Source organism: Nostoc flagelliforme FACHB-838 (genome assembly GCF_014698065.1).
Lineage (GTDB): Bacteria > Cyanobacteriota > Cyanobacteriia > Cyanobacteriales > Nostocaceae > Nostoc > Nostoc flagelliforme_B.
This window is the reverse complement of the sequence record NZ_JACJSI010000001.1, coordinates 67808-82824: the sequence shown is the minus strand read 5'-3', so window position 1 is coordinate 82824 and position 15017 is coordinate 67808. Positions and strand designations below refer to the sequence as shown.

Genomic DNA, 15017 nt, shown 5'->3' with positions numbered 1-15017 from the left:
TCCCCTTTCCCCTAATTAAGGATAAAATCCCAATTTGGGCAACCCCAAGGTTTCATCCCAGCCCATCATCAGGTTTAGACACTGAATTGCTTGCCCCGCCTGTCCTTTAATGAGATTGTCAATTGCTGACATAACAATCACGCGACCTGTACGCGGGTCGACTTCTACACCGATATAACAAAGATTGCTGCCGTTAGCCCATTTGGTTTGGGGGTAAATGCCGCTATCGCAGACTTTAACCCAAGGAGAATTGCGGTAGAAGGCTGAGAAAATAGTGATTAAATCATCTCGCACTAAACCAGGATCGCGCATTGTGGCATATACCGTTGCCAAAATACCGCGTACCATTGGGATCAGGTGTGGCGTAAATTGGATCATGAGTTCGTGACCAGCTAAGTCACTGCAAATCTGCTCAATTTCTGGGGTATGACGGTGACGACCAACATTGAAAGCTGCTATGGAGTTGTCTGCTTCAGCTAATAATAAGTTGGTTTGAGGTTGCCGGCCACTGCTAGATGTACCAGACTTGGCATCGATAATAGCTGTTTCTGGCACGATTAAACCTTGCTTTAAAAGTGGCGAAAGTGCAAGGAGACTAGCAGTGGGATAGGAACCAGGACAGCCAATGAGTTGAGCTTCGGCAATGCGATCGCGATAAAGTTCTGGTAATCCATAAACTGCTGTAGCTGCAATGGCGCGATCGCTTCTCTCAGTGCCATACCAATTTGTATAAGTTGTCAAATTACTGAATCGATAGTCTGCACTCAAATCTATTACTTTACATCCTTTTTCTAATAGTTTGGGCGCAATTTGGCAAGCCAGACCATTTGGTAAAGACAGGAAAATTACTTCACAACGGTGAGCAATTATTTCTGGTTCTACCGCTTCTATTAACAGGTTAGTTGCATGAGCCAGATGCGGGTAAAGATCACCGAAGGATTTCCCAATACTGCTTTCATCTCCTAAATAAACCAGTTCAACTTCTGGATGATCCATCAGTAGTCGTACTAACTGTACTCCGCCATAGCCCGACGCGCCAACAATCCCAACGGGTACGCGTCTAAATTTGCCCATGATCTGAAATCCTTATCCCATGAATAGTTAATTCGTTCTCAGCTATCAACAATATCAGCCACTAGACGCACAGCGTACAAAACGCCCCAAACAGGGAGATGGGGGAGTCGGGGAAGTAAATTCTTTTTCATCTCCCTCATACCCCTCATCTTTATACTGTCGCTGCACTTTATGATGGCAAAAATTTTTGCCACTTTATCAAATCATTGCTAGTCTACTTCTCTGCCTTATAAAGGAGCTACAATCAAAAAGAAGAAATTGTTAAAAAAATTTACGTTGGTAGCTGGAAATCTTTCTGTGTCACAGCCTAATACTACCCAAGCTTTTAAATTTGATTCGATTGATGCCGCTTTAGCAGACCTAAAATCTGGTCGCGTCATTGTAGTGGTAGATGATGAAAATAGAGAAAATGAAGGCGACTTAATTTGTGCTGCCCAATTTGCTACGCCCGACACGATTAATTTCATGGCGGTGGAAGCTAGAGGACTGATTTGTTTGGCAATGACAGGCGATCGCCTAGACGAACTAGACTTACCCTTGATGGTAAGTAACATTACAGATACTAACCAAACTGCCTTTACTGTCAGTATTGATGCTGGGCCAGAATTGGGTGTCTCCACAGGCATCTCAGCAGAAGACCGCGCCCGTACTATTCAAGTTACTCTCAACCCAGCCACAAAACCTACCGATTTACGTCGTCCTGGTCATATTTTTCCCATTCGGGCTAAGGCTGGAGGTGTACTCAAACGCGCAGGACATACAGAAGCGGCTGTGGATTTAGCTCGACTCGCAGGGCTATATCCAGCAGGGGTAATTTGTGAAATTCAAAACTCCGATGGTTCAATGGCGCGGTTGCAGCAGTTAATTGAATATTCTAGACGTCACAATTTAAAAATTATTAGTATTGCGGATTTAATCAGCTATCGCTTACAGCACGATCGCCTAGTGTATCGAGAGGTTGTTACCAAACTGCCTAGTGAATTCGGTCAGTTTGAAATTTACGCCTACCGCCATACTCTGGATAATACAGAACACGTTGCAATTGTCAAGGGCGATCCGGCAAACTTCAAAGATGAGCCAGTAATGGTGCGGATGCACTCAGAATGCTTAACTGGTGATGCTTTGGGTTCTTTACGCTGCGACTGTCGAATGCAGTTACAAGCAGCACTGAAAATGATTGAGTCTGCTGGTCAAGGTGTAGTTGTATACCTGCGTCAAGAAGGACGGGGAATCGGCTTGATTAACAAGTTGAAAGCCTACTCGTTACAGGATATGGGACTGGATACAGTAGAAGCTAATGAGCGTTTAGGATTTCCCGCCGACTTGCGAGACTACGGGATGGGAGCACAAATGCTGATGGATTTGGGCATCAAAAAGATTCGCCTGATTACCAATAATCCCCGCAAAATTGCTGGAGTCAAGGGCTATGGGTTGGAAGTAGTTGATCGCTTGCCATTGTTAATTGAGGCAACTGACTACAATTCTTATTATTTGGCAACAAAGGCGAAAAAGCTGGGTCACATGCTGTTACAGACTTATCTGGTGACAGTAGCAATCCACTGGCAAGATGACCCGGAAGTTGTGACGGAACGTTATGAACGGTTAGAAAAATTGCGGCACTTAGGGAGAAGTAATGATTTATTGTTGCAAGAAGAAGCGCGTCCCTTAGCGATCGCTATATTTGACGAGCCATCTTTAACAGTACACTTGGGTTTTGATCAAGCAAAAGTTGCTAGCTGTGATTGGTATCAGCAAAGTAGTCATCCTTATATACAGGCTATCTTCAAAATTCTGGATGAACTGGCAACTTTACCATACATCCAGAAACTAGAATTTCTGATTTCTTCTGGTTGCGATCCTTTGAGTAATTTACAAGTCCAACTAGATCGGCAGACATTCGCGGATGGTACACTGCCTTCATCGATTAGCGATCGCTTGGAAACGCAGCAAATTTACAGCTTTAGCAAATAGCCACACACTATATGTAGCGGAGCGTTAGGTGTTCGTGTCATTTTTTTTCGTAAGAAATTATATCGCAATATACCCCGCTTGTGACCAGACTACAGCAAAAACCAACGAGAGCAATCAAAATTATTGTTGAAAAAGATAATGACGGTTACGTAGCCTACCCTTTGGGTATCAAGGGGGTTGTAGTTGGCGAAGGTGACAGCTATGAAGAAGCACTAGCTGATATTAAATCTGCCATCAACTACCATATAGAGATATTTGGTCAAGAGGTTTTAGAAGAGGAATCATCAGTTCTAGAAGCTTTTGTGGCGGAACCTAAGGTTCCTATTTAATGGTTAAATTCCCAGTAGACATACCTAAATCATTTGGGAATTTAAATACACCATTTGCTTTTCAAAGCATATCAATCTCATGGTTCCAAATTATACATTTTTTCTGCGTAACTACCCTTTATGGGTGATTACGCGGAATTTTTCTGTATAAGATCAATAATGAGTTGCCGACTTACGATGATGCACGGCTGTAACGCCATCAGTATCTAACAATTTGCCATTCTCGACAGTGGCATAAACTAGCCAGTGGTCGCCAGATTCCATCCGGTTTTGTACGGAACATTCAAGATATGCTAGAGCATTTGTAAGTATAGGAGAACCGTTTTCAGCTTCTTCGGCGGCGACATCAGCAAATCGGTCTTGTCCTGGGCCAAAGGGTTTGAGGAAGTGCTTCATCAATCCCAAGTGATTCCCTTCTTTAAGAATATTAAGGACAAATTTGTTTCCCGTATGCATCAGTGTTTCTACTGCACGCTCTTTAGCAACGGCGATGGTTAAACCAGGTGGACTAAAGCTAGCTTGAGATACCCAAGAAGCTAACATAGCACTGGAGCGATCGCCTTCTTTAGCTGTGAGAACACAAAGAGAACCGACAATCCGACCAACTGCTTGTTCTACATTAGTAGCAGGTTGACTTGGCGATCGCACTTTTCTAGCTTTCTTTAGTGCTTGGGCAAAGTCGGTTCCAGCTTCTTCACATAATTGTAAGGTGGTATCGTCGGGCTTGAATTTGACGCGGATGGTATCAAAACCAAACCGATAGCCAGCATCTTTTAATTTACCCTCAATTAAATCAACTGCTTCCCCACTCCAGCCAAAGGAACCAAAAACACCAGCGAGTTTATTGTTTGTAGCCGTAGATAACACAATTCCTAAAGCTGTTTGCACGGGTGTAGGTGCATGACCGCCGAGGGTAGGAGAACCGATGATGAAACCACCGGCTTTCTCTACAGCCGCCCGGATTTCTTCTGGTTCAGTAAATTCACAGTTAATCGATTCTACAGCAACACCAGCTTTGGTGATGCCACGAGCGATCGCTTGGGCTAATGTGGCTGTATTTCCATAAGCTGACGCATAAATCAAGGCTACTGTCAAGTCAGCAGAAGTTTGTTGTTGACTCCATTCTCGATAAGCTTTGGTCAGGTCAATTAAGCCATAGCGTACCAAAGGCCCGTGTCCAGTGGCATACATTCTCACGGGGAAATCAGCTAGTTTCTCCAGTGCTGTTTCAACTTGACGAGCGTGGGGAGCCATGAGGCAATCAAAATAATAGCGCCGATCGTCGTTATATATTTCCCAACCTTCATCAAATACCTGATCTCCACAGACATGGGCCCCAAATAATTTATCTGAGTACAAAACTTCTGTTTGCGGATCGTATGTGCAAAGTTGATCTGCGTAGCGGGGGTTGGGGGTGGGAATAAATTGTAAATTATGCCCTTTGCCTAAATCTAGGGTTTCTTCGCCCCGCATCACAAGAATTTGTAAATCTCGATTTTCCAGCGCCCCGCGTAAATTTATCGCCCCTGGATTAGAACATACAAAGGTGATTTGCGGGGCAATTTCTAACAAAGCTTTTAAAGTTGCAGCGCGGTTAGGATTTACGTGTCCTAAAATTACATAATCTAAATCTTCGAGATGGAAACGTTGCTGTAAAGCTTCTAAATAAATTTGCGTAAACGTTTCCCCTGGAGGATCGATAATAGCGGTTTTCTCGCTTTCGATTAAATAAGAATTAGCAGTTGTACCCTTAGCAAGAGCATACTCAATTTCAAATCTCAGCCTTGACCAACTGCGCGATCGCAGTATTCTTGTATCTGTAGCTATTGGATAAACTTGAACATCGCGGGGTTTATTTGTTGACATGGCTTTATTGGAGAATAGAGGATTGGGGACTGGAGGCTGGGGACTGGGAAAGTTATTCTCGACACTTAATATTCAATCTCCAATATCTAATTCCTGATACCTAATCCCCAATCCCTAGCCCCTAGTACCTTCTTTAATAATGATTACCAACTTTGCGGTGATGCACAGCTGTTAAAGCATCTGGCTTAGAAACCCGTCCGGCGTAGACATTGCTGTATACTGCCCAGTGATCGCCACAATCCATTCTACTGACGACTTCGCACTCCATGTAAGCGAGGGCATCGTTAAGGATAGGCGCACCATTTTCGGCTGGCTGGGTTCTCACACCTTCAAAGCGATCTGCACCAGGGGCGAACCGCTTTAAAAAGTGTTTCATGAGTGGTTGAAAATTGCCTTCTTCTAAGACGTTGAGAACAAAGCGATCGCCTACTTGCATGAGTGATTCAATTGCCCGATCTTTGGCTACTGCAATAGAAAATCCCAAGGGTTTGAAGCTAGCTTGAGCAACCCAGGAGGCTAACATCGCACTGGATACATCGCCTTTTTTGGCAGTAATAATATACAGTCCGCCGCTGATTCTACCTAATGCTTTATCTAAGTCAGCACCAAGGGATTTCATGGCTTTGATGCTGCGATCGCGTGTTACCCATTGCCCTAAGTCAGTACCCGCTTCTTCACACAGCTTGTAGGTATTTTCTGTGGGTGTTTCTTTAATCCGAATTGGTGGAAAAACTGTTGCCAAACCCAAATTGCGGAATTTACTTACCAAAGGATCTATCGGCTCATCATCACCACCGCCGGTTTCAAATACGCCGATAGCTTGCTTTTCTTTGGCAGATCCTAAAACTGTGCTGAGTGCAGATTGGATGCTAGCAGCGCCAGAAGCCGGAGGTAGACCAACGATTAGCCCAGCACAACGGCTAACTAGTTCCCGCAGTTCTTGTAAATCGACTTCAGATCCCAAATCGACAATTTCCACGGCGACACCAGTTTTACCGATACCGTTGGCAATTGCTTGCACGAGGCGATCGCTATACCCGTATTCGGAAACGTAAAATATTCCAACTGCCGTTTCTGGCTTGCTTTGGCTTTGGCTCCAAGTACGGTAACGTCCAACTAGTTCCTCAACATTGTGAGATAACAATGGCCCGTGTCCTGTGGCAATCATATCGATGGTTTTCAGTTCACCCATTCGTTTCAGGGCAGATAAAACTGACCGAGCATTCGGCCCCATCAAGCAATCGTAGTAGTAATGAAAGTCTTCTTCGATCGCTGCCAAGTCTTCATCAAAGGTGCTATCTGAGCAATAGTGCAACCCAAAAGCATCGCAGGTATAGAGAGTTTTGGTTTTATGATCGAAGCTAAAAATGGTATCTGGCCAGTGTAAATTTGGAGCAATCACGAATTCAAATTCATGACCATTACCCAAATCTAAGCGATCACCATTTTTCACAATCCGCCGTTTAAATGGCTGATGTACGAAATCTTCGAGAAACTGAATCGCCACCTTAGAACCGACAACGGTTATTTCTGGAGCCATAAGCAGCAAATCTTTAACTAAACCGCTATGGTCTGGCTCAGTGTGGCTGATAATCAAATAATCAATATCTGTTGGCTTGATTAATCCGGTGAGCGTATCGAAGTATAGTTGACGAAACTTTTCGTGGGAGGTATCAACTAAGGCAGTCTGCTCCCCACGGATGAGAAACGAGTTATAGGTGGTACCATTTTGCAGACCAAACTCAATATCGAAGCGATCGCGATCCCAATCCAGAGAGCGAATAGCCGTCGTCTCTTGAGCGATTTCCACAGTCTGTATGGTGAGCCGTTTTTCAGTTTTTTCGGTGAGTGCTACCATAACTCCCCTCCTTAACACAATGAGTATTTGTTCCTCTAGGTTTATTGTGACACGGGATGAATGTTAATTTTTATTAAAAAACATATAACTGACTTAAAAAAATTAAAAGTGTGAAACCGCATAAGCACCCAGAACACACAGATAATATTTGGCTAGCTTTGGAAATTGGGAACTCTCGGCTACATTGGGCGTTGTTTGTTGGTGAGACGCTTTACTCAGCTTGGGATACCGGTCATCTACCTGAGTCTGTTATACAACACCTGGCTGAATGTCAAACCCTGAATGATTTACTAGAGAAAATTTTTCCACAAGGTGAATCTCTAACAGACATTCTACCTCTGTGCCCTCTCCTCGTCGCCTCCGTAGTTCCCAGCCAAACTGCTATTTGGCAAACTTACCCAAATACTCGCGTTATTACCTTAGATCAAGTATCCCTCAAAGGTGTTTATCCTACATTAGGAATTGACCGTGCTTTAGCTTTGTGGGGTGCGGGGAAAACGTGGGGTTTTCCAATGTTGGTAATTGATGCTGGGACAGCGCTAACTTTTACTGCTGCGGATGCTAATGAGTGTTTAGTTGGAGGTGCAATTTTGCTGGGATTAGGTTTGCAATTTGCAACTCTCGGTCAACAAACAGGACAATTACCCTTAGTAGAAATGCAAGATTTTGTGTCTCTACCACCACGTTTTCCTCTCAATACTACGGGGGCTATTCAAAGCGGGGTAGTTTATACAATATTAGCTGGAATTAAAGATTTTATTGAAGCGTGGTTGCAATTATTTCCTAATGGGAAAATTGCGATGAAAGGAGGCGATCGCACTTTATTATTAAATTATCTGCGAACTTTATATCCTAAAATTGCAGCACCTTTAATTGTAGAACCAAATTTAATTTTTTTGGGAATGCGCGAAATAGTAATGGGTGATAGCACAGATGAAATAAAATAAAGAAAGAAGTTTACCCATAGTGAAGTTATGCCAACAAACTTGAAACATATATCACGGTTTGAGAACGAAGGAATATGTGTAGTGGATTGGCAACAAACCCTGAATTAGCTAGTTTAATTCGTTTAAATTATGGCTTTTTAAAATACCTTGAATAAACTCCCGAATCTCCATCGCCACAACACCAGCACAAGATTCTGGTAAGTCATTTCCGGCATGAGCAATCATTTTTAACTCGGCTTTCGGCATCAGTTGAGCATAAACCCGACTTTTAGCTAAAGCATCTGGTGTATCTTGGCCACCTTGTAAAATAAAAATCGGCACATCTATCATGTAAAGCCGCTTTTGCACTAATTCCGCCTCAATTTCTGCTTGTCGCCGTTTGAAGAGTAACTGGCAAGCTATGGGGTAACGCAACAATTCCTGACGTAATTGCAAATCCTGGGCAATTTTTTCATACCAACCCAAGATTTTAGTCAAGGGAGTTAGCGATCGCAACAATTTAACTATTAGTGGTGGATAATTCAATAATCGCCGCATCTTCCGGCAATGCTGTTCTTGTCCTGCTATCTCTACACCCTCTGGTGCTAGCAATACCACAGCATCAACTTTCTCTGGATACTTTAAAGCATAGCTAGCAGCAACCCAACCCCCAAGAGAATGCCCCACTAAATATACTTTTTCTAGCTTGACAGCTTGCAAAAACTCAGCCAAACACTCAACTTGTAAATCTATCGAATGATGGATATTAGGATTTTCTGATTCACCAAACCCTAATAAATCAGGTGCAAAACAATGAAAATCTTGTGCAAGGGACTCCATCACAGATAACCATTGACTGCTCTCATTCCAAGCACCATGTAAAAAAATTATAGGAGTTTTTTCACCGGCTTCACGCCAGAATAGTAGCCCTTGAGAGAGCTTTCTCCGGGAGTTACGGAATAGTGTATCCATTTTAATTTAGTAGTTAACTTGTAGCACTATAATAAATAGTCATTAGCCATTAGTCATTAGAATCTGAGAAATAACTAATGACTAATGAAAAAATATTATTATGCCAGTGTTGTCAAGCCATTAAAGTAGTCTTGCAACTGCCGAGTATGGTCGTGAGACATCTGTCCTGAAGGTAGGAAACTAGGAGAGAAAGCTTGGATTTCCATGACTTCCAAGGTATCTTTAATCTCCATTGTCCCATGCACATCGGCTTCAACCACAACGCAAATTGAATGGATTCGGGGATCTCGGTCTGGTGCAGAGTAAACTCCTACCAAACGGTTAATTTTTACCAGTTCTAGCCCGGTTTCCTCCATCAATTCCCGGCGGACTGTATTGGGAATATCTTCCCCCCAGTCCACCATCCCTCCAGGCAATGCCCAAAGACCATTATCACGCCGCCGGATTAGTACTATCCGGCCATCAGGTAAAATAGGGATGATACTAGTGCCAGTAATGGGATGACGAAATATTATACCCAATACTGTTTGTCCGATACGCCATAAGCTACGTGTGGACTGCACAGCTGCCGGAAAAAAAGCGATAACTTTCAATCTTCAAAAATTTTGTGTTTTATTATATACTCCTCTTGCCACTCATGTATGCTCAACTAATAAAAATTTTGTTGAGTTTTTTTATACAAAAATGTTTGTGGCTTGAGATTTTATTCTCACGATTTACGCAGAATATTATTAATACTAACATCAAGTTTCAATAGAAGCACTGTATTTAGATATACATAAATTTTTTAAAATTGGGAAAAATATCAGTTTATAGCTAGTTTTAACAAGTCTAATGCTAGCTATAAACTGATGGTTTTACAGCCCATATTCAAAAAAATATTAATAATAAGAAGTCAGAATCCAGTGAATTATTTCTTGAAAAGATTAGTTTGTTTTAGAAACAACAACTAATTCGCTAATTTACAATCTGTCAAATCGATTGGAGTCTAAGAAAAAGTATTTTTCGTCTAGCTAACGGGGATAATCTAGAATTTTTATTGACAGAGTAGGGTATAATGCGATAGACTAGTACACTGTTTAAAGCGTATTTATTGCTGCACTAGGCTACAAGTATATCAATAACATTGGTACCTGATATTGCCTACGTGATGCCTAGTTGCTACTTTTTTTGTTGTTTATTTAATGAGGTGAACATGGCCAAGCGCCGTAACCCGAAAAAAGAAAAGGCGCTACGTAACCAGGCGTATGCCAGAAAGTTTCGTAAACGAACTACGACAGGAAGAATGCAGAGAAGGTTCCAACAAAGACCACCAAAGAGTGAAGAAGAAGAAGGCGCAGCAGCAGCTGACACTGAATAAGCTGTCTGCCTAAATCTTTGTTATTTGGATTATTTAGTTTGTAGGGCGCACATTTATTTGTACGCCCTTATTTATTTTTGGGCATGGAGAAGAGGCAGAGGGGCAGGGTGTGGGGGCAGAGGGGAAAATTCCTCTTCCTTGCTCCCCACTCCCCACTTCTTCTATTGAGCCATTTGAGTGCGGGCGGCTATGAGTGCTTTGCTTACCTGTACAAAGCCAGTACCACCGTAACTGTTGCGGGCTGCTACGACTTGACGGGGGGATATTGCCTCATAAATATCTGCTGCAAATGCCGGATGTAGTTCTTGCCACTCTTCCAATTTCAAATCTTTTAGGAGTTTACCTGCGGCAATACTAGTTTTTACCACCTTACCCACAAGGTTGTAAGCTTCCCGGAAAGGAACGCCCCGTGCTGCCAGATAATCTGCTACATCGGTAGCGTTAGAAAAATCTTCCGCCACAGCTTCTGCTAAACGCTGGGTACGAAATTGTAAGCCTTCCCTGAGTAAAATCGTCATCGCTTCAAGAGAGGCTTTGATTGTGTTCACGCTATCAAATAGACCTTCTTTATCTTCTTGCAGGTCTTTGTTATACGCCAGGGGTAGCCCTTTCATAATGACTAACATCGCTTGCAGATGACCGAATACACGCCCCGTTTTCCCCCGCACTAATTCTGGTACATCGGGGTTTTTCTTTTGGGGCATGATGCTGGAACCTGTGGCACAGCTATCTTTGAGGGTGACAAAACGGAATTCTTCAGATGACCAAAGAATGACTTCTTCGGCAAGGCGGCTGAGGTGAACCATAATCAAGCTAGCAGCACACAGGAATTCGATCGCAAAATCGCGATCGCTCACTCCATCAAGGCTGTTAGCATAAATATCGTCAAAATCCAAGAGTTTAGCTGTGTAGTGGCGATCAATAGGGAAAGTAGTCCCCGCTAAAGCACCACACCCTAAAGGTGAGATATTCACGCGGCGATAAACATCTCCTAAGCGTTCCCAGTCGCGCTGCGCCATTTGAAAGTATGCCAAGAGGTGGTGAGCTAAACTAACGGGTTGGGCGCGTTGTAGGTGCGTATAGCCAGGAATCAAGGTTTCAACGTGCTGTTCGGCTATATCTAGTAAAACACGTTGAAATTCCCGCAATTCGCTTCTGATTTGTTGGATTTGGTCGCGGAGGTAAAGTCTGGTATCAGTACCAACTTGGTCATTACGCGATCGCGCGGTATGCACCTTTTTACCCACATCACCGACAATTTCTGTCAGTCGGCGTTCAACTGCAAAATGTACATCTTCAGCATCGACACCAGGCTGAAATTCACCCTGGCGATACTCTTGGCGAATTTGTTCTAAACCTGCAACCAGTTGCTCTCCTTCTTCTGGGGAGATAATGCCCGTATGAGCGAGCATTTTGGCATGGGCTTGAGAACCAGTTAGGTCATATTCTATTAATTCAATATCGAAACCTATACTGGCATTAAAACGAGCGATCGCTGGATGCAACGCTGATTCAAACCTCTGGCTCCAAGTTTCTTTTTTGGTCATAAATATGAGGGATTGGGCATCAATTTTGGATTTTAGATTAATCATCAATCTAAAATCCAAAATCTAAAATCTAAAATCTAAAATTGCTTTAACCGTAGCTAGTTAGATTCCGAATCATATAGCCAATGACTAAACCAATCAACAATGCCCACACTTGACCTGTTTGTATAAAGTGGCTCCAAGACTTTTGAACCTGACCCATCAAGTCTGGATCAGTAATTGTTTGGGCTAGATCTGTAAAATTTGCAGGCAAATGCCAATATAACTGAGATATCAAATCGCTGTAATGGCTCATACTGAGTGATTAAGAGGTTGGGGGTGGCAAGTTTCAGTATCAGTTTTTTCTACATAAATTGCTGATAATGCACTGAAATCTTGGGTGTAACTTCAATGTCTTAACTCAAGATGCAGCCGATGCCAACCGCAATTTCTCGGCAGTCCGCAAAATTTGCCCCGCCAACACTGCTGCACCAAAACCATTATCGATATTTACTACGCCTACTCCCGCAGCACAAGAGTTAAGCATTGTCAATAAAGGTGCTAAACCGCCAAAACTTGCACCATAACCGATGCTGGTGGGTACGGCAATCACAGGACAACTCGCTAAACCAGCGACAACGCTAGGTAAAGCGCCTTCCATCCCGGCCACGACAATCAACACCGATGCTGACTCAATCAGGTGGCGGTTACTTAATAAACGGTGAATTCCCGCAACGCCAACATCCCAAAGGCGCTGTACCCGAAAACCAGAAAGTTCCGCAGTGACAGCAGCTTCTTCAGCAACGGCTAAATCGGCAGTACCAGCAGAAAGAATGCCAATTTCACCCGCAAATTGTGGTTCGATACTAGGGGGAGCGATCGCACAAATTCGCGCCGATTGGTAATATCGTAAACCGCTAACTTTTGATTCCAGCGCGGCATAAACTGCTGGTTCAATGCGAGTTGCCATCACCACCGGATTGCGGAGGCGCATCACCTCGATAATTTGAGCAATTTGATCGGGAGTTTTACCAGGGCCCCAAATCACCTCTGGGAAACCTGTTCTTAGCTGACGATGATGGTCGATTTTGGCAAACTCACCCACAGATTCATAAGTTAAGTCTTTGAGTGAGTCTAATGCCGTGTCTGGCGTAACTTTACCATTGGCAACCGCAACGAGTAGCGATCGCAAGGTTTTTTCATCGGTCATGGGTTATTTGTCCTTTGTCCTTTGTCCTTTATCATTTGTCATTTGTCCTTTATGAATAACCAATGCCCAATACCCAATGACTAATCGGTTACTTTTAATTCGTAAAGATTCCAGAATGGGCCGCCAAGAGCAGTATATTTAATTCCTTGGAAGCGATCGCGCACTGCTTGCAGATTCAACCTTTCTACTAAATGAATAAACGGCAACTGTTCTGAGGCTATGCGCTGATATTCATAATAAATTTCCTTGCGTTTGTTTTCATCCAATACCTGTGCGCCTTTAATGTAAAGGCTGTCAATTTCTTTTTCCCAGTCGGAAACTTCCCAGCCAATCATGGGTGGAGCTCCCGGTTGTGGCCCTAAATTAAATGCGTGGGATGCACCGGCAACTCTCCAGATATTGCTAGCGCTGTGAGGTTCAATACCGCCTCCAGCAAATCCTCCCAGGTAACAATCCCAATTCTGCGTCACTTTGAGTTTTTCTAGATAAGAATTGAAGCTGAGAATTTGCAAATCTACTTGAATCCCAATATTAGCGAGATCGCGCCTGATTTGAGATGCCATATCTCCTCTAACTTTTCTTTCCGAATTCGTTAAAAGTGTAAATCTGACTCTGTTACCATCAGCATCTACAAGCTGATTTTGAGCATTATATTTAAACCCAGCTTGTAACAGTAATTTCTTAGATTTATCTGGCTCGTAATTATATACCTTTAATCCTTTTTCTGGAGGAAGAAAGTAGGGAGTTTTAACATAAACAAATGAATTTTGCAGTTCACCCAGTCCCCGAAAAGCATTTATTTTCATGGTTTCGCGGTCGAGTGCATAGGCTATAGCCTGTCTGAATTCCTTTTTGTTAAACCACTTAGATTTAATTGGGTCTACGAAAGGTTTACCCTGAGAATTCTTAGCTTTACTCAGATTGAAAGCAATAAAAGTCGTACTTGTATCTGGGCCACCGTTATAAATTTCAAAATTTGCCCGTTTTTCTTCTCGCTTCAGCAAACTAAAACCTTCAGGAGGAACTTCTAAATCATCTAACTGACCAGAACGAAAACTAATCAACTGGTTTTCAGTAGATTCAATAATTTGCCAAACAATGCGCTCAATGTAAGGCTGAGGATTACCCTGAGCATCTTTGCGCCAGTAGTATGGATTACGCCGAAATATAACTCGCTGACTGGAAACGTAACTTTCCATGACATACGGGCCATTACCAACAATTTGTTTCGGATCAGTGCCTGTTCCCCACATTGAGAGAAACTTAGGATTTCCATCAGTTCCAGTTGTGCGGATTGCTTCTTGTAAAGCATGAACTGGCATAATTGGAATACCGCCTATATATCTTAAAAAAGGAGCAAACGGTTCTTGTATGCTAAATTCAACCCGACGCTCATCAATTTTTTTCACCTTTGGCAAAGTGCCTTTATCGCCAACCTTTAAGGCATCTTTAAGTGAGGTCGGTATTTTAGGATTAAGGTAAATTTCGTTATAAGTAAAGACAATATCATCAGCAGTCATTGCTTGACCATCTGACCACTTAATTCCTTCTCTTAGGGTAATTACAATCCGCTGACCATCTTCAGAAACTTCCCAGGCTTCTGCTAAACCCGGTTCTAGTTTTGTGGTTAGGGGATTCTGATTAATCAATGAGTCATAGAGAAAACCAAAAACACTATATGCTGACTCATTTAGAGCATAATTAAAAGTTGAAGGTTCGCCCAGAACTGCGGTGACGATTTGCGGCACTTGAGCAGCTGCACTTTTGAAGTTAGATGGGTTGCAGGCGGAAAGTGTAAGTGCTGTTGCTGAAGTCAAAATTATTGGCAACCAAAAACGTTTAATTACCAGAAATATTTTGCTAAAAAATTTCATAATCTCAAATTTATTTCCATCCTAATCAGTCTTGAATATCTTTATCAAAGG

Annotated in this window: 13 protein-coding genes; 4 read left to right on the top strand and 9 right to left on the bottom strand. The window is 42.7% G+C overall.

Going from position 1 to position 15017, the window contains the following annotated elements:
• Nucleotides 1-15: 15 nt before the first annotated feature.
• Nucleotides 16-1074, bottom strand: a complete 1059-nt coding sequence (argC, locus tag H6G97_RS00385; protein WP_190938778.1) for an N-acetyl-gamma-glutamyl-phosphate reductase — start codon at nt 1072-1074, stop codon at nt 16-18.
• A 297-nt stretch (nt 1075-1371) separates the two neighbouring features.
• Here argC and ribBA point away from each other — a divergent pair, with 297 nt between their 5' ends.
• Together ribBA and H6G97_RS00375 are read left to right on the top strand one after the other, a co-directional pair.
• Nucleotides 1372-3045, top strand: a complete 1674-nt coding sequence (gene ribBA / locus H6G97_RS00380) for a bifunctional 3,4-dihydroxy-2-butanone-4-phosphate synthase/GTP cyclohydrolase II (RefSeq protein ID WP_190938777.1) — start codon at nt 1372-1374, stop codon at nt 3043-3045.
• 80 nt (nt 3046-3125) lie between these two features.
• Complete coding sequence (locus tag H6G97_RS00375) at nt 3126-3374, top strand: type II toxin-antitoxin system HicB family antitoxin (protein ID WP_199349207.1); 249 nt, start codon at nt 3126-3128, stop codon at nt 3372-3374.
• Between the two features lie 153 nt (nt 3375-3527).
• On the opposite strand, the gene H6G97_RS00370 is transcribed toward H6G97_RS00375, so the two are convergent.
• Both H6G97_RS00370 and H6G97_RS00365 read right to left on the bottom strand, forming a co-directional pair.
• Nucleotides 3528-5240: a diflavin flavoprotein gene (locus H6G97_RS00370; protein ID WP_190938776.1), complete on the bottom strand. Its 1713-nt coding sequence runs from the start codon at nt 5238-5240 to the stop codon at nt 3528-3530.
• A gap of 133 nt (nt 5241-5373) precedes the next feature.
• Nucleotides 5374-7098 (bottom strand): diflavin flavoprotein, encoded by a 1725-nt coding sequence (locus H6G97_RS00365; RefSeq protein WP_190938775.1) that lies wholly within the window; start codon nt 7096-7098, stop codon nt 5374-5376.
• Nucleotides 7099-7208: 110 nt separating this feature from the next.
• On the opposite strand from H6G97_RS00365, the gene H6G97_RS00360 reads away from it, so the two are divergent.
• Complete coding sequence (locus tag H6G97_RS00360; protein ID WP_190938774.1) at nt 7209-8045, top strand: pantothenate kinase; 837 nt, start codon at nt 7209-7211, stop codon at nt 8043-8045.
• Between the two features lie 108 nt (nt 8046-8153).
• Here the strand turns inward: H6G97_RS00360 and H6G97_RS00355 are convergent, their stop codons facing one another.
• Nucleotides 8154-8996 (bottom strand): alpha/beta fold hydrolase, encoded by an 843-nt coding sequence (locus H6G97_RS00355; RefSeq protein WP_190938773.1) that lies wholly within the window; start codon nt 8994-8996, stop codon nt 8154-8156.
• A 98-nt stretch (nt 8997-9094) separates the two neighbouring features.
• Nucleotides 9095-9589, bottom strand: coding sequence for an NUDIX hydrolase (locus H6G97_RS00350; protein WP_190938772.1), 495 nt, complete (start codon nt 9587-9589; stop codon nt 9095-9097).
• Between the two features lie 602 nt (nt 9590-10191).
• On the opposite strand from H6G97_RS00350, the gene H6G97_RS00345 reads away from it, so the two are divergent.
• A complete protein-coding gene (locus tag H6G97_RS00345; protein WP_167407613.1) occupies nt 10192-10356 on the top strand; it encodes a hypothetical protein in 165 nt (54 codons plus the stop codon).
• A gap of 161 nt (nt 10357-10517) precedes the next feature.
• On the opposite strand, the gene argH is transcribed toward H6G97_RS00345, so the two are convergent.
• The 4 genes from argH to H6G97_RS00325 all read right to left on the bottom strand — a co-directional run bounded on the left by argH (nt 10518) and on the right by H6G97_RS00325 (nt 14966).
• Nucleotides 10518-11903 (bottom strand): argininosuccinate lyase, encoded by a 1386-nt coding sequence (gene argH / locus H6G97_RS00340; RefSeq protein ID WP_190938901.1) that lies wholly within the window; start codon nt 11901-11903, stop codon nt 10518-10520.
• 88 nt (nt 11904-11991) lie between these two features.
• Nucleotides 11992-12198: a hypothetical protein gene (locus H6G97_RS00335; RefSeq protein ID WP_190938771.1), complete on the bottom strand. Its 207-nt coding sequence runs from the start codon at nt 12196-12198 to the stop codon at nt 11992-11994.
• 105 nt (nt 12199-12303) lie between these two features.
• Entirely contained in the window at nt 12304-13092 is a 789-nt protein-coding gene (gene larB, locus H6G97_RS00330) for a nickel pincer cofactor biosynthesis protein LarB (RefSeq protein WP_190938770.1), read from the bottom strand.
• 80 nt (nt 13093-13172) lie between these two features.
• Nucleotides 13173-14966, bottom strand: coding sequence for an ABC transporter substrate-binding protein (locus H6G97_RS00325; RefSeq protein ID WP_190938769.1), 1794 nt, complete (start codon nt 14964-14966; stop codon nt 13173-13175).
• Nucleotides 14967-15017 lie beyond the last annotated feature (51 nt).

Bases quoted from the DNA above. Each gene is read 5' to 3' on its own strand.
- argC (WP_190938778.1), bottom strand. From the start codon at position 1,074: ATGGGCAAATTTAGACGCGTACCCGTTGGGATTGTTGGCGCGTCGGGC.
- H6G97_RS00370 (WP_190938776.1), bottom strand. From the start codon at position 5,240: ATGTCAACAAATAAACCCCGCGATGTTCAAGTTTATCCAATAGCTACA.
- H6G97_RS00365 (WP_190938775.1), bottom strand. From the start codon at position 7,098: ATGGTAGCACTCACCGAAAAAACTGAAAAACGGCTCACCATACAGACT.
- H6G97_RS00355 (WP_190938773.1), bottom strand. From the start codon at position 8,996: ATGGATACACTATTCCGTAACTCCCGGAGAAAGCTCTCTCAAGGGCTA.
- H6G97_RS00345 (WP_167407613.1), top strand. From the start codon at position 10,192: ATGGCCAAGCGCCGTAACCCGAAAAAAGAAAAGGCGCTACGTAACCAG.
- argH (WP_190938901.1), bottom strand. From the start codon at position 11,903: ATGACCAAAAAAGAAACTTGGAGCCAGAGGTTTGAATCAGCGTTGCAT.
- H6G97_RS00335 (WP_190938771.1), bottom strand. From the start codon at position 12,198: ATGAGCCATTACAGCGATTTGATATCTCAGTTATATTGGCATTTGCCT.
- larB (WP_190938770.1), bottom strand. From the start codon at position 13,092: ATGACCGATGAAAAAACCTTGCGATCGCTACTCGTTGCGGTTGCCAAT.
- H6G97_RS00325 (WP_190938769.1), bottom strand. From the start codon at position 14,966: ATGAAATTTTTTAGCAAAATATTTCTGGTAATTAAACGTTTTTGGTTG.